This window comes from Glutamicibacter sp. NPDC055354, assembly GCF_053644955.1.
This window is the reverse complement of record NZ_JBSHMB010000001.1, coordinates 1,487,959-1,503,629: the sequence shown is the minus strand read 5'-3', so window position 1 is coordinate 1,503,629 and position 15,671 is coordinate 1,487,959. Positions and strand designations below refer to the sequence as shown.

At 62.5% G+C, this 15,671-nt stretch carries 14 protein-coding genes and 1 riboswitch; of the genes, 10 read left to right on the top strand and 4 right to left on the bottom strand.

Translation table 11 applies throughout. From position 1 onward, the window contains the following. Positions 1–42: 42 nt before the first annotated feature. Positions 43–903, bottom strand: a complete 861-nt coding sequence (locus ACWICV_RS07025; RefSeq protein ID WP_454090578.1) for a M15 family metallopeptidase — start codon at positions 901–903, stop codon at positions 43–45. A gap of 189 nt (positions 904–1,092) precedes the next feature. On the opposite strand from ACWICV_RS07025, the gene dcd reads away from it, so the two are divergent. Continuing rightward, a complete protein-coding gene (dcd, locus tag ACWICV_RS07020; protein ID WP_013349886.1) occupies positions 1,093–1,674 on the top strand; it encodes a dCTP deaminase in 582 nt (193 codons plus the stop codon). Between the two features lie 80 nt (positions 1,675–1,754). Here the strand turns inward: dcd and ACWICV_RS07015 are convergent, their stop codons facing one another. Then, entirely contained in the window at positions 1,755–3,077 is a 1,323-nt protein-coding gene (locus tag ACWICV_RS07015) for an MFS transporter (RefSeq protein WP_454090579.1), read from the bottom strand. 226 nt (positions 3,078–3,303) lie between these two features. Here ACWICV_RS07015 and ACWICV_RS07010 point away from each other — a divergent pair, with 226 nt between their 5' ends. From ACWICV_RS07010 to mnhG, 6 genes are read left to right on the top strand one after another with little or no spacing between them, the layout of a single operon-like run. Continuing rightward, positions 3,304–6,273, top strand: a complete 2,970-nt coding sequence (locus ACWICV_RS07010) for a Na+/H+ antiporter subunit A (protein ID WP_332594838.1) — start codon at positions 3,304–3,306, stop codon at positions 6,271–6,273. Next, on the top strand, positions 6,270–6,719 hold the full coding sequence (locus tag ACWICV_RS07005) for a Na(+)/H(+) antiporter subunit C (RefSeq protein ID WP_105657017.1): 450 nt from the start codon (positions 6,270–6,272) through the stop codon (positions 6,717–6,719). Before ACWICV_RS07010 ends, ACWICV_RS07005 begins: the two co-directional genes overlap by 4 nt. Continuing rightward, positions 6,716–8,317: a Na+/H+ antiporter subunit D gene (locus ACWICV_RS07000; protein ID WP_105657016.1), complete on the top strand. Its 1,602-nt coding sequence runs from the start codon at positions 6,716–6,718 to the stop codon at positions 8,315–8,317. The genes ACWICV_RS07005 and ACWICV_RS07000 overlap by 4 nt, the downstream gene beginning before the upstream one ends. Before the next feature lie 8 nt (positions 8,318–8,325). Then, on the top strand, positions 8,326–8,955 hold the full coding sequence (locus tag ACWICV_RS06995; RefSeq protein WP_332504067.1) for a Na+/H+ antiporter subunit E: 630 nt from the start codon (positions 8,326–8,328) through the stop codon (positions 8,953–8,955). Between the two features lies 1 nt (position 8,956). Continuing rightward, positions 8,957–9,223: a monovalent cation/H+ antiporter complex subunit F gene (locus ACWICV_RS06990; RefSeq protein WP_105657014.1), complete on the top strand. Its 267-nt coding sequence runs from the start codon at positions 8,957–8,959 to the stop codon at positions 9,221–9,223. Next, entirely contained in the window at positions 9,223–9,627 is a 405-nt protein-coding gene (mnhG, locus tag ACWICV_RS06985; protein ID WP_105657013.1) for a monovalent cation/H(+) antiporter subunit G, read from the top strand. The genes ACWICV_RS06990 and mnhG overlap by 1 nt, the downstream gene beginning before the upstream one ends. A gap of 56 nt (positions 9,628–9,683) precedes the next feature. Here mnhG and ACWICV_RS06980 read toward each other — a convergent pair whose 3' ends face one another. Further along, complete coding sequence (locus ACWICV_RS06980; protein WP_286134132.1) at positions 9,684–9,935, bottom strand: DUF4235 domain-containing protein; 252 nt, start codon at positions 9,933–9,935, stop codon at positions 9,684–9,686. 75 nt (positions 9,936–10,010) lie between these two features. Continuing rightward, positions 10,011–10,133: riboswitch (TPP riboswitch) on the top strand. A 65-nt stretch (positions 10,134–10,198) separates the two neighbouring features. On the opposite strand from ACWICV_RS06980, the gene ACWICV_RS06975 reads away from it, so the two are divergent. Together ACWICV_RS06975 and ACWICV_RS06970 are read left to right on the top strand one after the other, a co-directional pair. Beyond that, positions 10,199–10,807 (top strand): ECF transporter S component, encoded by a 609-nt coding sequence (locus ACWICV_RS06975; protein ID WP_105657012.1) that lies wholly within the window; start codon positions 10,199–10,201, stop codon positions 10,805–10,807. After that, complete coding sequence (locus ACWICV_RS06970) at positions 10,804–13,131, top strand: ATP-binding cassette domain-containing protein (protein WP_454090580.1); 2,328 nt, start codon at positions 10,804–10,806, stop codon at positions 13,129–13,131. The genes ACWICV_RS06975 and ACWICV_RS06970 overlap by 4 nt, the downstream gene beginning before the upstream one ends. On the opposite strand, the gene ACWICV_RS06965 is transcribed toward ACWICV_RS06970, so the two are convergent. Beyond that, on the bottom strand, positions 13,128–14,003 hold the full coding sequence (locus tag ACWICV_RS06965) for an aminodeoxychorismate lyase (RefSeq protein ID WP_105657010.1): 876 nt from the start codon (positions 14,001–14,003) through the stop codon (positions 13,128–13,130). The genes ACWICV_RS06970 and ACWICV_RS06965 overlap by 4 nt on opposite strands. Before the next feature lie 166 nt (positions 14,004–14,169). Here ACWICV_RS06965 and cls point away from each other — a divergent pair, with 166 nt between their 5' ends. After that, positions 14,170–15,666, top strand: coding sequence for a cardiolipin synthase (cls, locus tag ACWICV_RS06960; protein WP_286134130.1), 1,497 nt, complete (start codon positions 14,170–14,172; stop codon positions 15,664–15,666). Positions 15,667–15,671 lie beyond the last annotated feature (5 nt).

Genomic DNA, 15,671 nt, shown 5'->3' with positions numbered 1-15,671 from the left:
CGTGGTTTCGGCGGTACTGGCATCGGCCTGTTCCAGACCAGGCTACTGGGTGAAGCCGAAGCCCCAGTCGCGGTACGGCGGAAGGAAACGCAGGACCATCAAGTCCTCGTCCACGACCACATCTTCGCCCGCCTTCGTGGATTTTTCCTGCGGCTCTTCGTCTTTGGCTTTCGCGGGTTCTTTCTCGACCGCTGCCTTTGCTTCACTTTGCTCGGCCTCCGCTATCGAGGCGGCCAGCATCTGGTGGTACTCTTCGAAAGTTTCCGCTCCGGAAGCAAGCATCGCTTCGGCATGCTCGACGCCGACATAGCGCACATGCCACGGCTCGTACTTGTAGCCGGTGATCTCTTCCTTGCCCTGGGGGTAGCGGATGATCAGGCCGTATTCCGCCGCGTGCTCGGCAATCCACAGGCCGGCCGGGGTCTGGCCGAATTCGGCTTTCAATTCGGCGCGGCTATTGGTGTAGCCCAGGTCTGCGGCCAAACCAAGCTGGTGCTCGCTGGTTCCGGGGCGCGCAGAAATCCGTTCGGCATAAGCCGTGCCGTACTTGGCTTGGTACTGGTTGAACAAGACCGCCTGGCGCTGGTATGAACGGTATGCGCTCAGCAGCTTGATCGAATGGCCGGCAGCGCGCGCATCAGCAATGAACACTTCAACGGCCTTTGCCGCCTCGGGACGCAGGGTCATCGAGCTGCCGGCAACACCAACGAGCTTGCCGGGAACATAGTCCTCCGGCGAAAGCTTCGTGGTGGGGTTGATCAAGGCCAAGGGGCTCGATGCCTTCGACAGCTGCGAGCTCTCGACGGCAGGCAGATCCTCGGCCGGCGCAGCGAGTGCGGCGGTGCCGGAGAGCAGCAATGCCGATGCGAGTACGGTGCCAGTCAGCGCGGAGGCTAGGCGCATGTTGAATAAACCCTTGAGTTGCGGAGCGATGATGGGAAATCCCACCTTAACGATAGCTGGAAACGCTGGGTAATTGGTGGGAAATCTGCGACCAGCTGGTGAACAGGAGGCGGCCAGTGATCTCGACTCACAGTACATAATTGGCCTAATAGTTCGGCTGCCGGGGAAAGTCAGGATAAATTTATACGCGTGTTGTATTCAGATGGTGACATTCGTCGAGAAATAGCGTCCGGTGAGATTGGGCTAGAGCCCTTTGACCCGCAGATGGTCCAGCCCGCATCCGTGGATGTTCGACTTGACCGGTTCTTCCGGCTTTTCGATAATCACAAGTATGCGCACATCGATCCTTCGGTGGAGCAAGATGAACTGACGCGCCTGGTCGAGGTCGACCCCGATGAGCCATTCATCCTGCACCCGGGCGAATTCGTGCTCGGCTCGACCTACGAAGTGGTGACCTTGGGCCACGGCGTGGCCGCGCGGCTGGAAGGCAAGAGCTCCTTGGGCCGCCTTGGCCTGCTGACCCACTCCACCGCAGGGTTCATTGATCCAGGGTTCTCCGGCCACGTGACCTTGGAACTGTCCAACATGGCTACTTTGCCCATTAAGCTGTGGCCGGGATCGAAGATCGGCCAGCTGTGCTTCTTCAAGCTGACGTCGGACACCGAGCATCCATACGGTTCGGGACCCTACGGCAACCGCTACCAGGGCCAGCGTGGCCCCACGGCTTCGCGCAGCCACCTGAACTTCCACCGGACCATCATCGAGAACTAAGCGGCAGTACCGCTCAGGATCCCGCAAACGGAGCTGGCCCCCAACACTTGTTGGGGGCCAGCGCCGTTTGCGGCTGGAAGCTACGCGGTGACCTTCTTGGGCGACCGGATTGGCAGGAGCAGGAGCAGGCCGAGCGCCAAGACCACCAGAATGCCCAGGATGCCGTAACGCTGGGCTTGGCCGGATGCCACCAGCGGGGTAGCGATGGCGATGGCCCCGGCAAACAGCGCCGGTGCCAGGAAGGACACGGCGCGACCGGTGGTCGCGTACAACCCGAAGAGCTCTCCTTCGCGTCCTTCGGGAATCAAGCGCGAGAGGTAGGAGCGGGAAGCTGCCTGTGCCGGTCCGACGAACAAGCACAGCAGCAGGCCGAAGATCCAGAAGCCCGCGGCTTCGGGGGAGAAGAAGACTCCGGCGCCGGCAACCAGCAGGCCGATCAGCGAACCGACAATGACCGCTTTCGGGCCCGCCACGTCATCGATGCGGCCGCCAAGCACCGCGCCCAGGGCCGCAACGACGTTGCCGACGATCGCGAAGATGATCACTTCGGTCAGTTCGAAACCGAAGGTGCCCGCGGCAATGACGCCGCCGAAGGTGAAGATGGCGGCCAGCCCGTCGCGGAAGACGGCTGAGGAGCAGAGGAAGAAGAGCAGGTTGCGGTCGCTGCGCCACAGTTCCCTGATGTTGTTGAACAGCACCTTGTAGGTAAGCATCAGCGGGATTTTCTTCGAGGTGCTCGGTGGCGCTTCGGGAATCACGAAGAACAGCGGCAGCGCGAAGAGCAAGCACCAAGCGGCAGAGAACACTGCCACCCAGCGCAAGTTCAACGATTCTTCGGTGCTGGTACCTGGCCAGTCCACGATTGGCTGCACGAACAGGAAGAGCACCAGGGCGAGGGCGAGGATTCCGCCGACATAGCCCATGCCCCAGCCGAAACCGGAGACCTTGCCGACCGTTGCCCTGGTGGAAATCTGGTTCAGCACCGCGTTGTAGTTCACGCCGGCGAATTCGCCGAAGACCGACATGGCCGCGACCAGGATCGCGCCGAACCAGAGGTAGGAAGGGTCGGGGTAGACGAAGAAGCAGGCCGCGCAGATGGCGACGAGAACCAGGGTGTTGACCACGATCCACAGCTTGCGCCGCCCGGCAACATCGGCGCGAAGCCCGGTGACGGGCACCAGCAGGGCGATGGCCAGGCCGCCGATGGCCAATGCCTGCGAGAGGACCAGCGACGCATGGTCGGTGTCGCCGAATAGCTCGCTGGTGAGATAGACGGTAAACACGAAAGTGATCATGACAGCGTTGATCGCGGCTTGTCCCCAATCCCAGCTGGCCCACGCCCAGGTGTACTTATTAAGCCACTTTTCACGAATCGCCGACGGTTCGACCTGATTGATTCCCATGCTGGCATCGTACCTGCAACAGGTAATCAGGCGATGAATAGGAACGACCTTTTGGAGAATAGCGGCTAGCTTGGAAAATCAGCTGGTCGCGGAAAACGCAGGGAATATTCCTTAAAGGGCACATTCGTGCGATTGCAGGCAGGTCACGGCTGATAAAATTACAGATGCAGGCGCTTTTCGAAGTGCTCTGGATACTCTGCCCACCACCAGCCGACAGAGGAAAAGCGTGCTAATAATTCTCACTGCGCTGTTTGCCACCGCTGTTTTATGCCCATTAATATTCCGGGCCTTGAAACGAAACGGTTTTTACGTTGTGGCGGCCGTGCCCGCAGTGGGATTCATCTGGTTGCTGACCCGCATGCCGGCGGTGCTTTCTGCCGATAATTCCCTGGCCAATGGTGCGCCAAATGCGCCGCCATCGGTTCAAATGGAATGGATTCCCGGGCTGAATATCGCCCTGAATTTCCGCATGGATTCTTTGGCCGCGACAATCTTGCTGCTGATCCTCGGCGTGGGCGCGCTGGTGCTGTTCTATTGCGCCCGCTATTTCAAGAATGATGATCCGCAGATCGGCAGCTTCGCGGCGAAGATGGTCGCTTTCGCCGGAGCCATGACCGGCTTGGTCACGGCCGATGACATCATCATCATGTTCATCTTCTGGGAAATCACCAGCGTGCTTTCCTACCTGCTCATCGGTTTCAGCCAGGCCCTGATCACCGCGCGCCGTTCAGCCATGAACGCCCTGATCATCACGACCCTTGGCGGACTGGTGATGCTCGCCGGCATCTTGATGCTCGGCGCGGCGGCCGGCAGCTACCAGCTCTCGGAGATCATGGCATCGGCCGATGAACTGGTGGCCTTGGGGGCCTTCACCGATGTTGCGGTGGCGCTGATTATTGTCGGGGCGATCTCCAAATCGGCCCTGGTGCCTTTCCACTTCTGGCTGCCCGGCGCGATGGCCGCTCCGACTCCGGTGTCCGCGTACCTGCACGCGGCAGCCATGGTCAAGGCCGGCGTCTACCTGATCGCCCGCCTGGCCCCGGGCTTCGCCGAGACCACCCTGTGGGTCCCCATGACCGTAGGCATCGGTATTCTCACCATGCTCATCGGCGGCTACCGGGCGCTCAAGCAATACGACCTGAAGCTGATCCTGGCCTTCGGCACGGTCTCGCAGCTGGGCTTCATCATCGCGGTCTTCGGCTTCGGCACCCCCGAAGCGGCTTTTGCCGCACTGGCCATGACGCTGGCCCACGGACTGTTCAAGGCGACGCTGTTCCTGAGCGTGGGCATCATCGACCACAACACCGGTACCCGCGATATCCGCAAGCTCAGCGGCTTGCGCCGTGCCATGCCGATCCTGGCCACGACCACCGGCATCGCCGCGGCGTCCATGGCCGGCGTGCCGCTGCTGTTCGGCTTCGTTGCCAAGGAAGCGGTATACGAATCGGCCCTGCACCTGGAAACCGGGTGGGGAATGGCCGCGCTCATCGGCATCCTGATGGGTGCGGCGCTGACCATGGCCTACTCGCTGCGCTTCTTCTTCGGGGCTTTCGGCGTGAAGAAAAAGAAGCTGCCTGCATTGCAGTGCAAGGCCCCGACACTGATCTTCCTGGCGCCCTTGCTGGTTCTTTCGGCGGCGACGCTGTTCCTGGGCCTGTACCCGCAGCTGGTGGAGCCGCTGGCCATCCACTGGTCGGCCGCGCAGGGCGGACCGGGCAAAATGCACCTGTTGCCATTTGCCGGCTTCAACGCGGCACTGGGGCTGAGCGCCATTTCGGTGGGCCTGGGCCTGTGCTTCTTCTGGCTGCGTCACCGCACCGACACCGGCGCACCGCTGCGCCGGATGGTCACCTCGGCCGAGGAAATCTACCGCATGTCGGTGAACGTGCTGGACAAGGTGGCCATCTGGATCACCGGTCGCACCCAGCGTGGTTCGCTCTCCTTCTACCTGGGCGTCATCCTGGTCGTGGTGCTGGTGATCCCGCTGGCCATCGCGCTGACCGTCTACACCCCGTGGCCAACGAACTGGATCATCGCCGACCACCCGGCCCAGCTGCTGATCGGTGCGGTGATCATCGCCGGTGCCGTGGTCTCCATTACCGCGCCGAAGCGTTTCATGGCGGTGCTGATGGTTTCGGTGACCGGCTACGGCATGGTCGCGATCTTCGCCCTGCAAGGTGCCCCGGACCTGGCGCTGACCCAGCTGCTGGTGGAAACCATCGTGCTGGTTTCCTTCGTGCTCGCCTTGCGCGCCCTGCCCAAGCGACTGTGGGTGGGCCTGACCCGGATCAAGTGGGGCCGGGCCATCCTGTCGATCGCCTTGGCCGTGATGGTCGTCTACATTGCCATCGCGATGATGGCCGCCCGCAACGAGGCCCGCATTTCCCTGGCTTGGCCGGATCTGGCCTACTACGAGGGCTACGGCAAGAACATCGTCAACGTGGCCCTGGTGGACCTGCGCGTGTGGGATACCTTCGGCGAGATCACCGTGCTGGCAGCGGCTGCCACCGGTGTGGCTTCGCTGATCTTCGCCGGGCGCAGCTTCGGCAATCGGGTGCGGGCCCACCAGGTGGCACCGGGCAGCATCGACGCGGGTTCCGAAGCCATGGGCAGCAAGGACTCCAAGGAAACCGAGCTGCGCATTGCCCGCCGCTTTGCCTCCAGCTCCAACCAGGACTGGTTGATGGCTGGCAGCACCCTGGTCGCCGAGCGCCGCTCGATCATCTTTGAAGTGGTCACCCGGCTGATTTTCCACACGGTGCTGATCATGTCGGTGTACACGCTGCTGACCGGGCACAATACCCCGGGCGGCGGCTTCGCTGGCGGGCTGATCGCCGGCTTGGCGCTGACCATCCGCTACCTGGCCGGCGGCCGCGTGGAACTTTCCGAGTCGATGCGCATCGCTCCGGGCATGCTGATCGGCGGCGGCATAGCGCTGGCCGGATTGGCGGGCATCGTGCCGCTGCTGCTGGGTGATGGCATCTTCACCACCTATGCCCTGGAATTCTGGTTCTTCGGCGAGCACAAGTTCGTTTCCTCAACGATTTTCGACATTGGAGTGTATCTGGTGGTCCTTGGCCTCGTGCAGGACGTGCTGCGTTCTTTGGGCAGTGAGATTGATTCGCTCTCCGAGGGCCGCAGCCCGGTGGAGCGCCACGACGAGATCCAGGCCTCCCGGACTGGAGTTGGCCGATGAGCGTGAACATCACTTTCCTCGTAGTCACCGGCGTGCTGCTGGCGGCCGGCTTCTACCTGGTGCTCGAACGCACCCTGACCCGGGTGCTGCTGGGCATCATGCTGCTGGGCAACGGCATCAACCTGCTGATCCTCACCAGCGGCGGGCGCAAGGGCGCGGCGCCGTTGTTCAAGCCGGATGCGGCGGCCGACTCGTACTCGGACCCGCTGCCGCAGGCCCTGATCCTCACCGCCATTGTGATCACCTTCGCGGTGACCGCCTTCCTGCTGGCGATGATCTACCGGTCCTGGACCCTGACCAGCGCTGATGAGCTCACCGATGACACCGAAGATATCAAGGTGTCCCAGAAGACCGCCTACGACGAGGAAGAAGACTCGCCAGTGGCCGAGGATACGACCGAATTCGTCGATGAAGAAGGACGCCCAGTGCGCGAGGGGGAAGAGTGAATTTCCTGGATCTAGCCCCTTTGGCCGTGGTGCTGCCGATCTTCGGCGCCGGGGCAGCCTTCCTGGCCCGCCGCCAGGTCCGCCTGCAGCGCCTGATCACCATCGGCATCCTGTGCCTGACCCTGGTGCTCGAAGCGGGAATGCTCGCCGCCGTATGGGGCGGGGAAAGCTATGCCATCCATATTGGCGGCTGGGAGTCGCCCTTCGGCATCGCCCTGATGGTCGACGGGTTCAGCGCCTTCATGCTGCTGGTCTCCACCGTCGTCTCGCTGGCTGTGCTGCTCTTCGCCACCAGCCAGGGCCTGGCCGACGGGGACGAGCCCGGACCGGTGTCGATATTCCACCCGGCGTACCTGATCCTGCTGGCCGGAGTGTCCAACGCCTTCCTGGCCGCTGACCTTTTCAACCTGTACGTCGGATTCGAAATCCTGCTCACCGCCAGCTACGTGCTGCTGACCTTGGGCGGTACCGCCGAGCGCATCCGCGCCGGTACCACCTATGTGGTGGTTTCCGTGGTTTCCTCGGTGATCTTCCTGATGGCCATCGCGATGACCTATGCGGCCACCGGCACGGTGAACATGGCTGACCTGGCGGTGAAGCTGCCCGAACTGGGCCAGGGCCCGCAGCTGATCTTGCATGTGCTGCTGCTGATCGCTTTCGGCATCAAGGCCGCGGTCTTCCCGCTGTCCCTGTGGCTGCCGGACTCCTACCCGACCGCACCGGCCCCGGTGACCGCGGTGTTCGCCGGGTTGCTGACCAAGGTGGGCGTCTACGCGATCGTCCGCACCGAAACCCTGCTCTTCCCGGGCGGCTCGGTCAACGCCGGACTGCTGGTGGTGGCCGCGCTGACCATGGTCATCGGTATCCTCGGTGCGCTGGCGCAGACGGACTTCAAGCGCATGCTTTCCTTCACGCTCACCAGCCACATCGGCTACCTGATCTTCGGCGTGGCCGTGGGCGGGCCGCTGGCCATCGCCGCGACCATCTACTACGTGGGCCACCACATCATCGTGCAGACTTCGCTGTTCATGGTGGCGGGACTGATCGAACGCCGTGCCGGCAGCTCGAATGTCACCCGGCTCGGCTCGCTGGCCAAGCTTTCCCCGGCATTGGCCCTGCTCTTCTTCATCCCGGCCATCAATCTGGGCGGCATCCCGCCGTTCTCCGGATTCCTGGGCAAATTCGGGCTATTGCATGCGGCCGCGCAGGATGCCGATCCGCTGACCTGGGTCGTGATCGGCGCCGGATTGCTGACCAGCCTGCTGACCTTGATGGCGATCATCCGCGTGTGGGCCCGTGTGTTCTGGCGCCGTGCCGCTGATGCCGAGGTGCCCAACCAGGACCTGGTGGCCGAAGCGACGCAGGTCGCCGACGAGACGTTGGCCGGCGGCGCGCAGAACCCCCGCTTGGGGTTGAAACTGGCCAAGCAGCTGGAAGCCGACTCCTTGCCGTGGGGCATGCGCTACGCCACCGGTTCGCTGGTGCTTGCGGGCATCGCCCTGACCGTCTTTGCCGGGCCGATCTTCGAATTCTGCGAGCGGGTGGCTGCGGAACTGATCGCCCGCGAACCGTATATCAGCTCGATCTTGCCATTCTGATTGGAGGGATGATGCCGAACAAGAACTTTGAACCGCGTGACCAGCGCATTGACGATGCGCTGGATACCTCCGGCGTGCGCCACCGCGCGACACTCAAGCAGGAATGGCCGCTGCTTCTGCTGCTGCTCTTCGTCTGGGGTGCTCTCTGGCAGGACTTCTCCCTGGGGAACATGGTCTTCGGCGTGATCATCGCGCTGCTGATCGTGAACCTGTTCCCGCTGCCGCCGGTGGTCCTTTCGGGCCGGATCAATGCCTGGTACTGCCTGAAGCTGTTCATCTGGTTCCTCGGACAGGTCTTCGCGGCCAGCGTCCACGTGGCCTGGCTGGCGCTGGTCCGCGGGAAGCGCACCCGCAGCGCGGTCATTGCGGTCCCGCTGCGCACCGACTCGGACCTGATCGTGATGACCGTGGGCCACGTGCTCACGCTGATCCCGGGCTCCTTCGTGATCGACGTGGACCGCAGCTCGTCGACGCTGTACCTGCACTACATCGACATCGAGTCGCCTGCGGACGTGGAGAAGGCGCGTTCCGGCATCCGGGACATCGAACGCCGGCTGATCATGGCTATCGGCAGCCGAGACGAGTACGAAGCGATCAAGAGCGAATGCGGACCGAACTTTGATGCGAGGAAGGGGTAACATGCTGGATATCGTCATTTGGATCTGCGGCATCATGCTCGGGCTCGGTGCTGTCGCCTGCCTGGTCCGTGTTGCCAAGGGGCCGTCAATCCTTGACCGGGTGCTGGCCCTGGACGTGATGCTGCTGATCATCTCCGCCGCGCTGTGCCTGGAAATGGTGCTGCACAAGCACACCGACTACTTGCTGTTCGTCGTGGCCGCCTGCATGCTCGGGTTCATCGGTTCGGTGACCGTCTCGCGCTTCGTTTCGGATCAGAGGAACGCCTAATGGAAATCTTCCTTGATGTCCTCGTTGCCGTCCTGCTGATCCTTGGCTGCCTGATGTCATTGATCGCAGGCATCGGCTTGCTGACCTTCCCGGACATGCTCACCCGCATGCATGCAGCGACCAAACCGCAGGTACTCGGCTTCCTGCTGATTTTCGCTGGACTGGCCATTTACCTGCGCAGCTGGGCTGTGGTGCCGGTACTCGTGCTGGCCTGGGGAATGCAGCTATTGACCGCACCGGTTTCGGCCCACATGATTGGCCGTTCCGGCTACCGGACCAAGCACGCTGCCAAGGAAACCCTGTTCTCCGATGAGCTGAGCCACGTGGTCAACAAGGTCAACGGAACACCGCCGACCGGAACCACCCCGGTTTCCAAGACCGGATCGCCAGACGAACAAGATTGAGAAAAAGCGGGAGCCGCCCCTCTGGGCGGCTCCCGCTTTTGGCTCAACGCCGAAGCTTACTTGGTGAACTTGGCAACAACCTTGTTGGCGCTGCGATCAGCCACGGTCTGCAGGATTGCTGCGACCAGGGCCGAAACGACTGCGAAGCCCAAGGCACGGCGGAAAGAAGCTTCCGCTGCTTCCTCAGTGCCCTTGCGTGGTGCTTTGCTGCCGGTTGCCTTCAACCAAAGGAAATCAACCAGCTTGCCGCCGAGCATGCCAGCGCCAACGGTGATACCGGTAGTGGCAAGTTTCTGCACTTTATCCATTTTTTCCTCGCGATCAAGCTCTTGACATATCGTTCCTCTGCCCAGCATACCTGCGGTATGGTGGGGGAGCAGTAATTATTCCGACAGGGGAGCGTCAGACTTTTAAAAAAAGTCGCAAGACGCTGAGAGTGCGATAGATCGCAGACCCTCGAACCTGCCCCGGCTAGTACCGGCGAAGGAAGTCGAGCATCTCGGATGCGGATAGGCGCGGCAGTATGCCCTCATTCCGTCCATCTCCCCTCCTTTCCACAGGAGGACCAGCAATGAACGAAACAGTTTCGAAGCAGCGTACCGGCTGGCGTGTAGTTGATATCGTCGTCGCCTCGGTGATCGCCGTCGCTTCAGGGGTTATTTTCTGGGCGTGGAGTGCCGGCTATGGCCTGTTCTCACTCGCCTTTGCGGCTTTCCCGCCAGCCACCGCGCTGCTCACCGGCATGTGGCTCTTCCCGGCGGTGCTCGGCGCACTGATCATCCGCAAGCCAGGCGCCGCAATCTACTGCGAGCTGCTGGCCGCCGTAGTTGAAGCGCTGCTGGGCTCGCACTACGGCTTGACCGTACTGATCTCCGGCCTGGTCCAGGGCCTGGGTGCAGAGCTGGTCTTCGCAGCATTCCGCTACCGCAAGTGGAACCTGGGCGTGGCGCTGCTGGCCGGCTTGTTCGCTGGCTTGTTCGCCGGCATTTCCGAGGCCTACATCCTGGCCTACTATGTTGAGTACACCGCCGGAATGAAGATCTTCCACGTGATCGCCACCGGTATTTCCGGCGTAGTCGTCGCAGGGCTGCTGTCCTGGTTGGCCACGCGTGGACTGGCGAAGACCGGTGCATTGAGCGCCCTGCCGAGCCGGCGTGCGCACCTGGAAAGCGCAAAATGAGTTCCTTTGCCAATTCCGGCGCAGCCTCGCTGACCCAGCGCGGTGCCGCCATCACCGCAACGGGGTTCGGCTGGCAGCACTCCGAGAGGAAGAATCCTGCCATCTCGGGACTGGACCTTGTGATCCACGCCGGTGAGAAGGTGCTGCTGGTCGGTCCATCGGGCGCCGGCAAGTCAACCTTGCTGCACGCGATGGCCGGGTTGCTGGATGCGGATGAGGGCGATCAAGTCGCTGGCCGGCTGCTCATAGATGGCAGCGATGCCTTCATCCGGAGCCACCCGGTGGGCTTGATGCAGCAAGACCCGGAAACCCAGGTAGTGCAAAGCAGGGTCGCCGATGATGTGGCCTTTGGCGCGGAGAACCTCGGAATGGATCCCGAACTGATCCGCCAGCGGATCCCCGAAGTGCTGGACGCTGTGGGTCTGGGTGCGCTGTCCTTCGAGCACCGCACCCAGCAACTTTCCGGCGGACAGAAACAGCGGTTGGCCTTGGCCGGCATTCTGGCCATGGAACCCAGCGTCATGCTGCTCGATGAACCGACTGCCAATGTGGACCCGCAGAGCATTGAGCTCTTGCGCGATGCGGTGCTGAACGCCGCCCGGCTTTCCGGTGCCACGCTGGTCGTCGTGGAACACCGGATTGAAGCCTGGGCGCAGCATGTGGACCGGGTTATCGTGCTGCAGCCCGGTGGGGGAGTCGCGCACGATCTGGACCCGCAGCAGCTGTACACCGATGAAACGGTGCGCGAGGAGCTGGCTGCTGCCGGGCTGTGGATTCCAGGCTACTTCCCGCAGGTGGCCCGGGCAACGAACGGTGCCGGTGCCATGCTGCTGGAAGCGCAGCAGCTGGTATCCGCCCGCACCGCCACGGCACCGCGCACCCAAGCGGTGGACGTGAAAGTGCAAGCGGGCACCGCGACGGTGATTCGCGGCGAGAATGGCGCTGGAAAGTCGACGCTGGCCTTGACCTTGGGCGGATTGCTCGTCCCGGCCGACGGCGGGTTGGCGGCCACCGCGCAACTGGCCGACGGTCTGGGCAACTCCCCGTTTGCCTGGAAAGCCGGTGCATTGATTGGGCGGATCGGTTCGGTGTTCCAGGAACCCGAACACCAATTCGTGACCCAGAGCGTTCGGGAAGAGCTGGCTTTCGCTCCCAGCCGCGCGCAGGCCAGCAGCGCCGATGCGCCGAAATACGAGCCGGCCCAGGTCCAAGCGCGCGTGGACGCGTTGCTGGAACGCTTGGGCCTGGCGCATTTGGCAGACGCGAACCCGTTCACTCTCTCCGGGGGCGAGAAGCGGCGCTTGTCCGTGGCCACTGTTCTGGCCGCATCCCCCCAGGTGCTGATCCTCGACGAACCGACCTTCGGGCAGGATGCGAATACGTGGAGGGAACTGGCCGGGCTGCTGGTTGAGGAATTGCAGCAGGGCACCGCGATCATTGCTGTGACCCACGACGATCACTTTGCCTCGGTGCTCAAAGCAAGGGACCTGGTGCTCACTGCCGGCACCCCGGAAGCTGGTACCCCGCGACAGGGGCCGGTGCTTGATGCGCCGGTAGGGCATAGCTGGTTGGCGAAGATCAATCCGCTGGCCAAGCTCGGTGCGGTGGCTGCGGCAACACTGCCGTTGATCACCACCTTGGATTGGGTTTCGGCGCTGGTCGTGATCGTGGCGACCGTGGTGTTCTTCCCCCTGGCAGGGCTGAGCCCGCTGAAATTCCTCAAGCGCGCGTGGCCACTGCTGATTGCCGGAATCCTTGCGGCGTGGGGCATCGCCTTGGTGGGCCAGGATAGCGGCATGGTCTACGCCCAATTCGGCGCCTTCAGCATCACCGAGGGATCGGTGGCCGGGGGCATTGCCACCGGACTGCGCGCTTTCGCGCTGGCCATCCCGTGCATCTTGCTGCTGGCCACCACGAATCCAAGCGATTTGGGCGGGGCGCTGTCTCAGCAGCTGAAGGTACCCCACCGGTTTGTGCTCGGGGCCTTGGCCGGCATGCGATTGCTCGGGTTGATGGTGGAAGAATTCACCACGCTCACGCTGGCCCGGCGCGCTCGCGGTGTCGGGAACTTCGGCACCGTGGGCCAACGCATCAAGGCAACCCTGGGCCAGGTGCTGGCCTTGCTGGTGCAAGCGATTCGCCGCGCCGGACGGTTGGCCACCACGATGGAGGCCAAGGGGTTCGGCACGGCCAAGCGCACATGGATTCGCACGGCCACCTTCACCTGGCGTGATGGCATGGTGCTGGCCACGGGGATCCTGTTTGGCACGGCCGCAATGGCTGCGGCCGTGCTGGCAGGGACCTACAACTTGGTGTGGTCCTAGCGGATTGCTTCGCTCAGGGCGCTGAGCTCTTCATGGAGCTCAGCGTCCAGGCGCAACGGCTTGGCATCGATGGTGCGCACCGGGGTCAGCAGGCGGATGGAGGAAACCAGCCACACGCCATCGGCCTGATACAGGTCTTCCGGGCGCAACGGGCCGTAGCCCAGCTCCCAGCCATCCTGGGCCGCAGCGTCGAAAATGGCGCTTTGCGTGGTGCCTGGCAGGATGCCGGTTTCAAGCATCGGGGTCAGCAGCCGCTTGGTCTCGCCATCGCGCTGGGCTACCAGCACGGTCGAGGTCGGAGCTTCCAGGATGATCCCGTCGGCGGAGGTGAAAATGACATCATGGGCGCCGTGCTTGTGCGCGTAGCGCAGGGCGGCCATATTGATCGAATAGGAAAGGGTCTTGGCGCCCATCATGAGCCATGGCGCACGTTCGGCCAGCTTCGAGTCGTAGCCGCGATCCAGCATCAGGACATCCACACCGGTTTCACGCTGTTCCCTGCCCAAAGCCGGGGCAGGGGTCACGGTGACCCAGCAAATGGCAGGATCATTGTCGTGCTCGCCGCGCGCGGCGACCAGCTTGACCACCGCTTCTTCAGCGCCGCCGGTGGCATCGAAATCGGCCACAGCGGTATCTACCGCGGCAAACCAGCTGCGCGCATCGGGAATGGCCAAGTCGGCAACTTCAGCCGAGGTCGCCAAGCGTGCCAGGTGCGCTTCGAATTTGCGTACGGCCTGGTTGGTGTAGAGCATCGATTCAAAGATGCCATCACCTCGCGTGACTCCCTGTGCTGTGACCAGAAGTTGCGGTGCAGTGATGTCTGCAAGACGACCAGCCGGATAGGCCGGATCCAAGAATACAAGTGAGCTCATAAAGACAGATTATCGAACCCCAGCGTCTTCTGCGCGATTTCTGCAGGCGGAGATTCAGACAAGTCCGGCAATGTTCGATAAGCTAAGCGAAGGATTTTGGCCTGTACATCGCAGATCAGAGGCCGATAATGCCGAATTCGCGGGGTGTAGCCAAGGGGGTGCCCGAGTGTGGCCAAGTAATGAAGTCTTCTTGCAGATTGGCGGCGTTCTCTGGAGCGTGCTGGTCGCAATAGAGCTAGCGGTTCGCTACTTCATGATCGGCATCGTTCCGGGCAACCGGCGCCCCACCACCGCCATGGCATGGCTATTGGCTATCTTCTTCCTGCCCGTTGTGGGACTTGTCGCATACTGGCTTTTCGCCAATCCGCACCTGTCGCGCCGCCGCTTGGAAAAGCAGCGGCGTGCGCACGATGAAATCATGAAGGCCACGAGCCACATGCAGCTGCCCGAAGAATTCCATTCCCAGGAGGAATGGGTCGAATCGGCAGTCATGCTCAACCGCAATCTTGGTGCCATGCCGCTGGAAGGCGGCAACCAGGTAGAGGTCATCTCCGATTACCGGGCTTCGCTCGATGCCATGCGCAAGGAAATCGATAACGCCACCCGCTATGTGCACATCCAGTTCTACATCATGGGCGATGACCCGGATTATGTTGGACCGGTACTCGATGCGCTGGAAGCGGCCGCGGAGCGCGGCGTGCACGTCCGGTTGCTCTTCGACCACCTGGGAACCTTGCGCGTCAAGGGCTACAAGGATTTCAAGAAGCGGCTGAAGAAATCCGGTATCAACTGGCGCCCGATGCTGCCCATCGACCTGATTGGCCGTCGTTGGCGCCGCCCGGATCTGCGCAACCACCGCAAGATCCTCGTTGTTGATGGCGAGGTGGCCTTCACCGGAAGCCAGAACCTGATTGAACCCGGCTACAAGCGCGAGTCCTCGCATAAGGTGGGCCGCGAATGGGTTGAAATGATGCTCCGGGTCGAAGGTCCGCTGGTGCGCAGCCTCGACGTCACTTTCGCTACCGACTGGTGGCAGGAGGACGACGACCAGGAAGTGCTGATGGACATGGCCGAGGCCCGCCACCCGCTGGCCTATGAGGAACGTCCCGGTTCCACCCTGGCGCAGCTGCTGCCCAGCGGCCCCGGATACGGTACCGAGAACAACCTCAGGCTGTTCAATACGCTGATCTATTCGGCCTCCGAACGCCTGGAAATCACCAGCCCCTACTTCGTTCCCGACGATTCGCTGCTCTATGCCATCACCACTGCCGCCCAGCGCGGAGTAGAAGTGGAATTGTATGTTTGCGAAGAGGGCGACCAGTTCCTGGTGCACCACGCGCAGCAGTCCTACTACCAGCAGCTGCTGGAAGCCGGCGTGCGCATTCACCGCTACCCGGCACCGATGGTGCTGCATACCAAGTGCTTCACCGTGGATAACGACGTGGCCGTGGTGGGATCCTCGAATATGGACATGCGCTCATTCAGCCTGAACATGGAAATTTCCGTGATGCTGCTGGGCAAGGAAATGGTCGATGCGGTTAATCAGGTGCAGAACCACTACCGCGGGATTTCCTCGGAAATCACCCTCTCGCAGTGGCGCCGCCGTCCTCGCATGCAACGCTGGATCGACAACGTGGCGCGCTTGACGGCCACCTTGCAATAATTCAG

Bases quoted from the DNA above. Each gene is read 5' to 3' on its own strand.
- ACWICV_RS07025 (WP_454090578.1), bottom strand. From the start codon at position 903: ATGCGCCTAGCCTCCGCGCTGACTGGCACCGTACTCGCATCGGCATTG.
- ACWICV_RS07015 (WP_454090579.1), bottom strand. From the start codon at position 3,077: ATGGGAATCAATCAGGTCGAACCGTCGGCGATTCGTGAAAAGTGGCTT.
- ACWICV_RS07005 (WP_105657017.1), top strand. From the start codon at position 6,270: ATGAGCGTGAACATCACTTTCCTCGTAGTCACCGGCGTGCTGCTGGCG.
- ACWICV_RS06995 (WP_332504067.1), top strand. From the start codon at position 8,326: ATGATGCCGAACAAGAACTTTGAACCGCGTGACCAGCGCATTGACGAT.
- ACWICV_RS06990 (WP_105657014.1), top strand. From the start codon at position 8,957: ATGCTGGATATCGTCATTTGGATCTGCGGCATCATGCTCGGGCTCGGT.
- mnhG (WP_105657013.1), top strand. From the start codon at position 9,223: ATGGAAATCTTCCTTGATGTCCTCGTTGCCGTCCTGCTGATCCTTGGC.
- ACWICV_RS06980 (WP_286134132.1), bottom strand. From the start codon at position 9,935: ATGGATAAAGTGCAGAAACTTGCCACTACCGGTATCACCGTTGGCGCT.
- ACWICV_RS06975 (WP_105657012.1), top strand. From the start codon at position 10,199: ATGAACGAAACAGTTTCGAAGCAGCGTACCGGCTGGCGTGTAGTTGAT.
- ACWICV_RS06970 (WP_454090580.1), top strand. From the start codon at position 10,804: ATGAGTTCCTTTGCCAATTCCGGCGCAGCCTCGCTGACCCAGCGCGGT.
- ACWICV_RS06965 (WP_105657010.1), bottom strand. From the start codon at position 14,003: ATGAGCTCACTTGTATTCTTGGATCCGGCCTATCCGGCTGGTCGTCTT.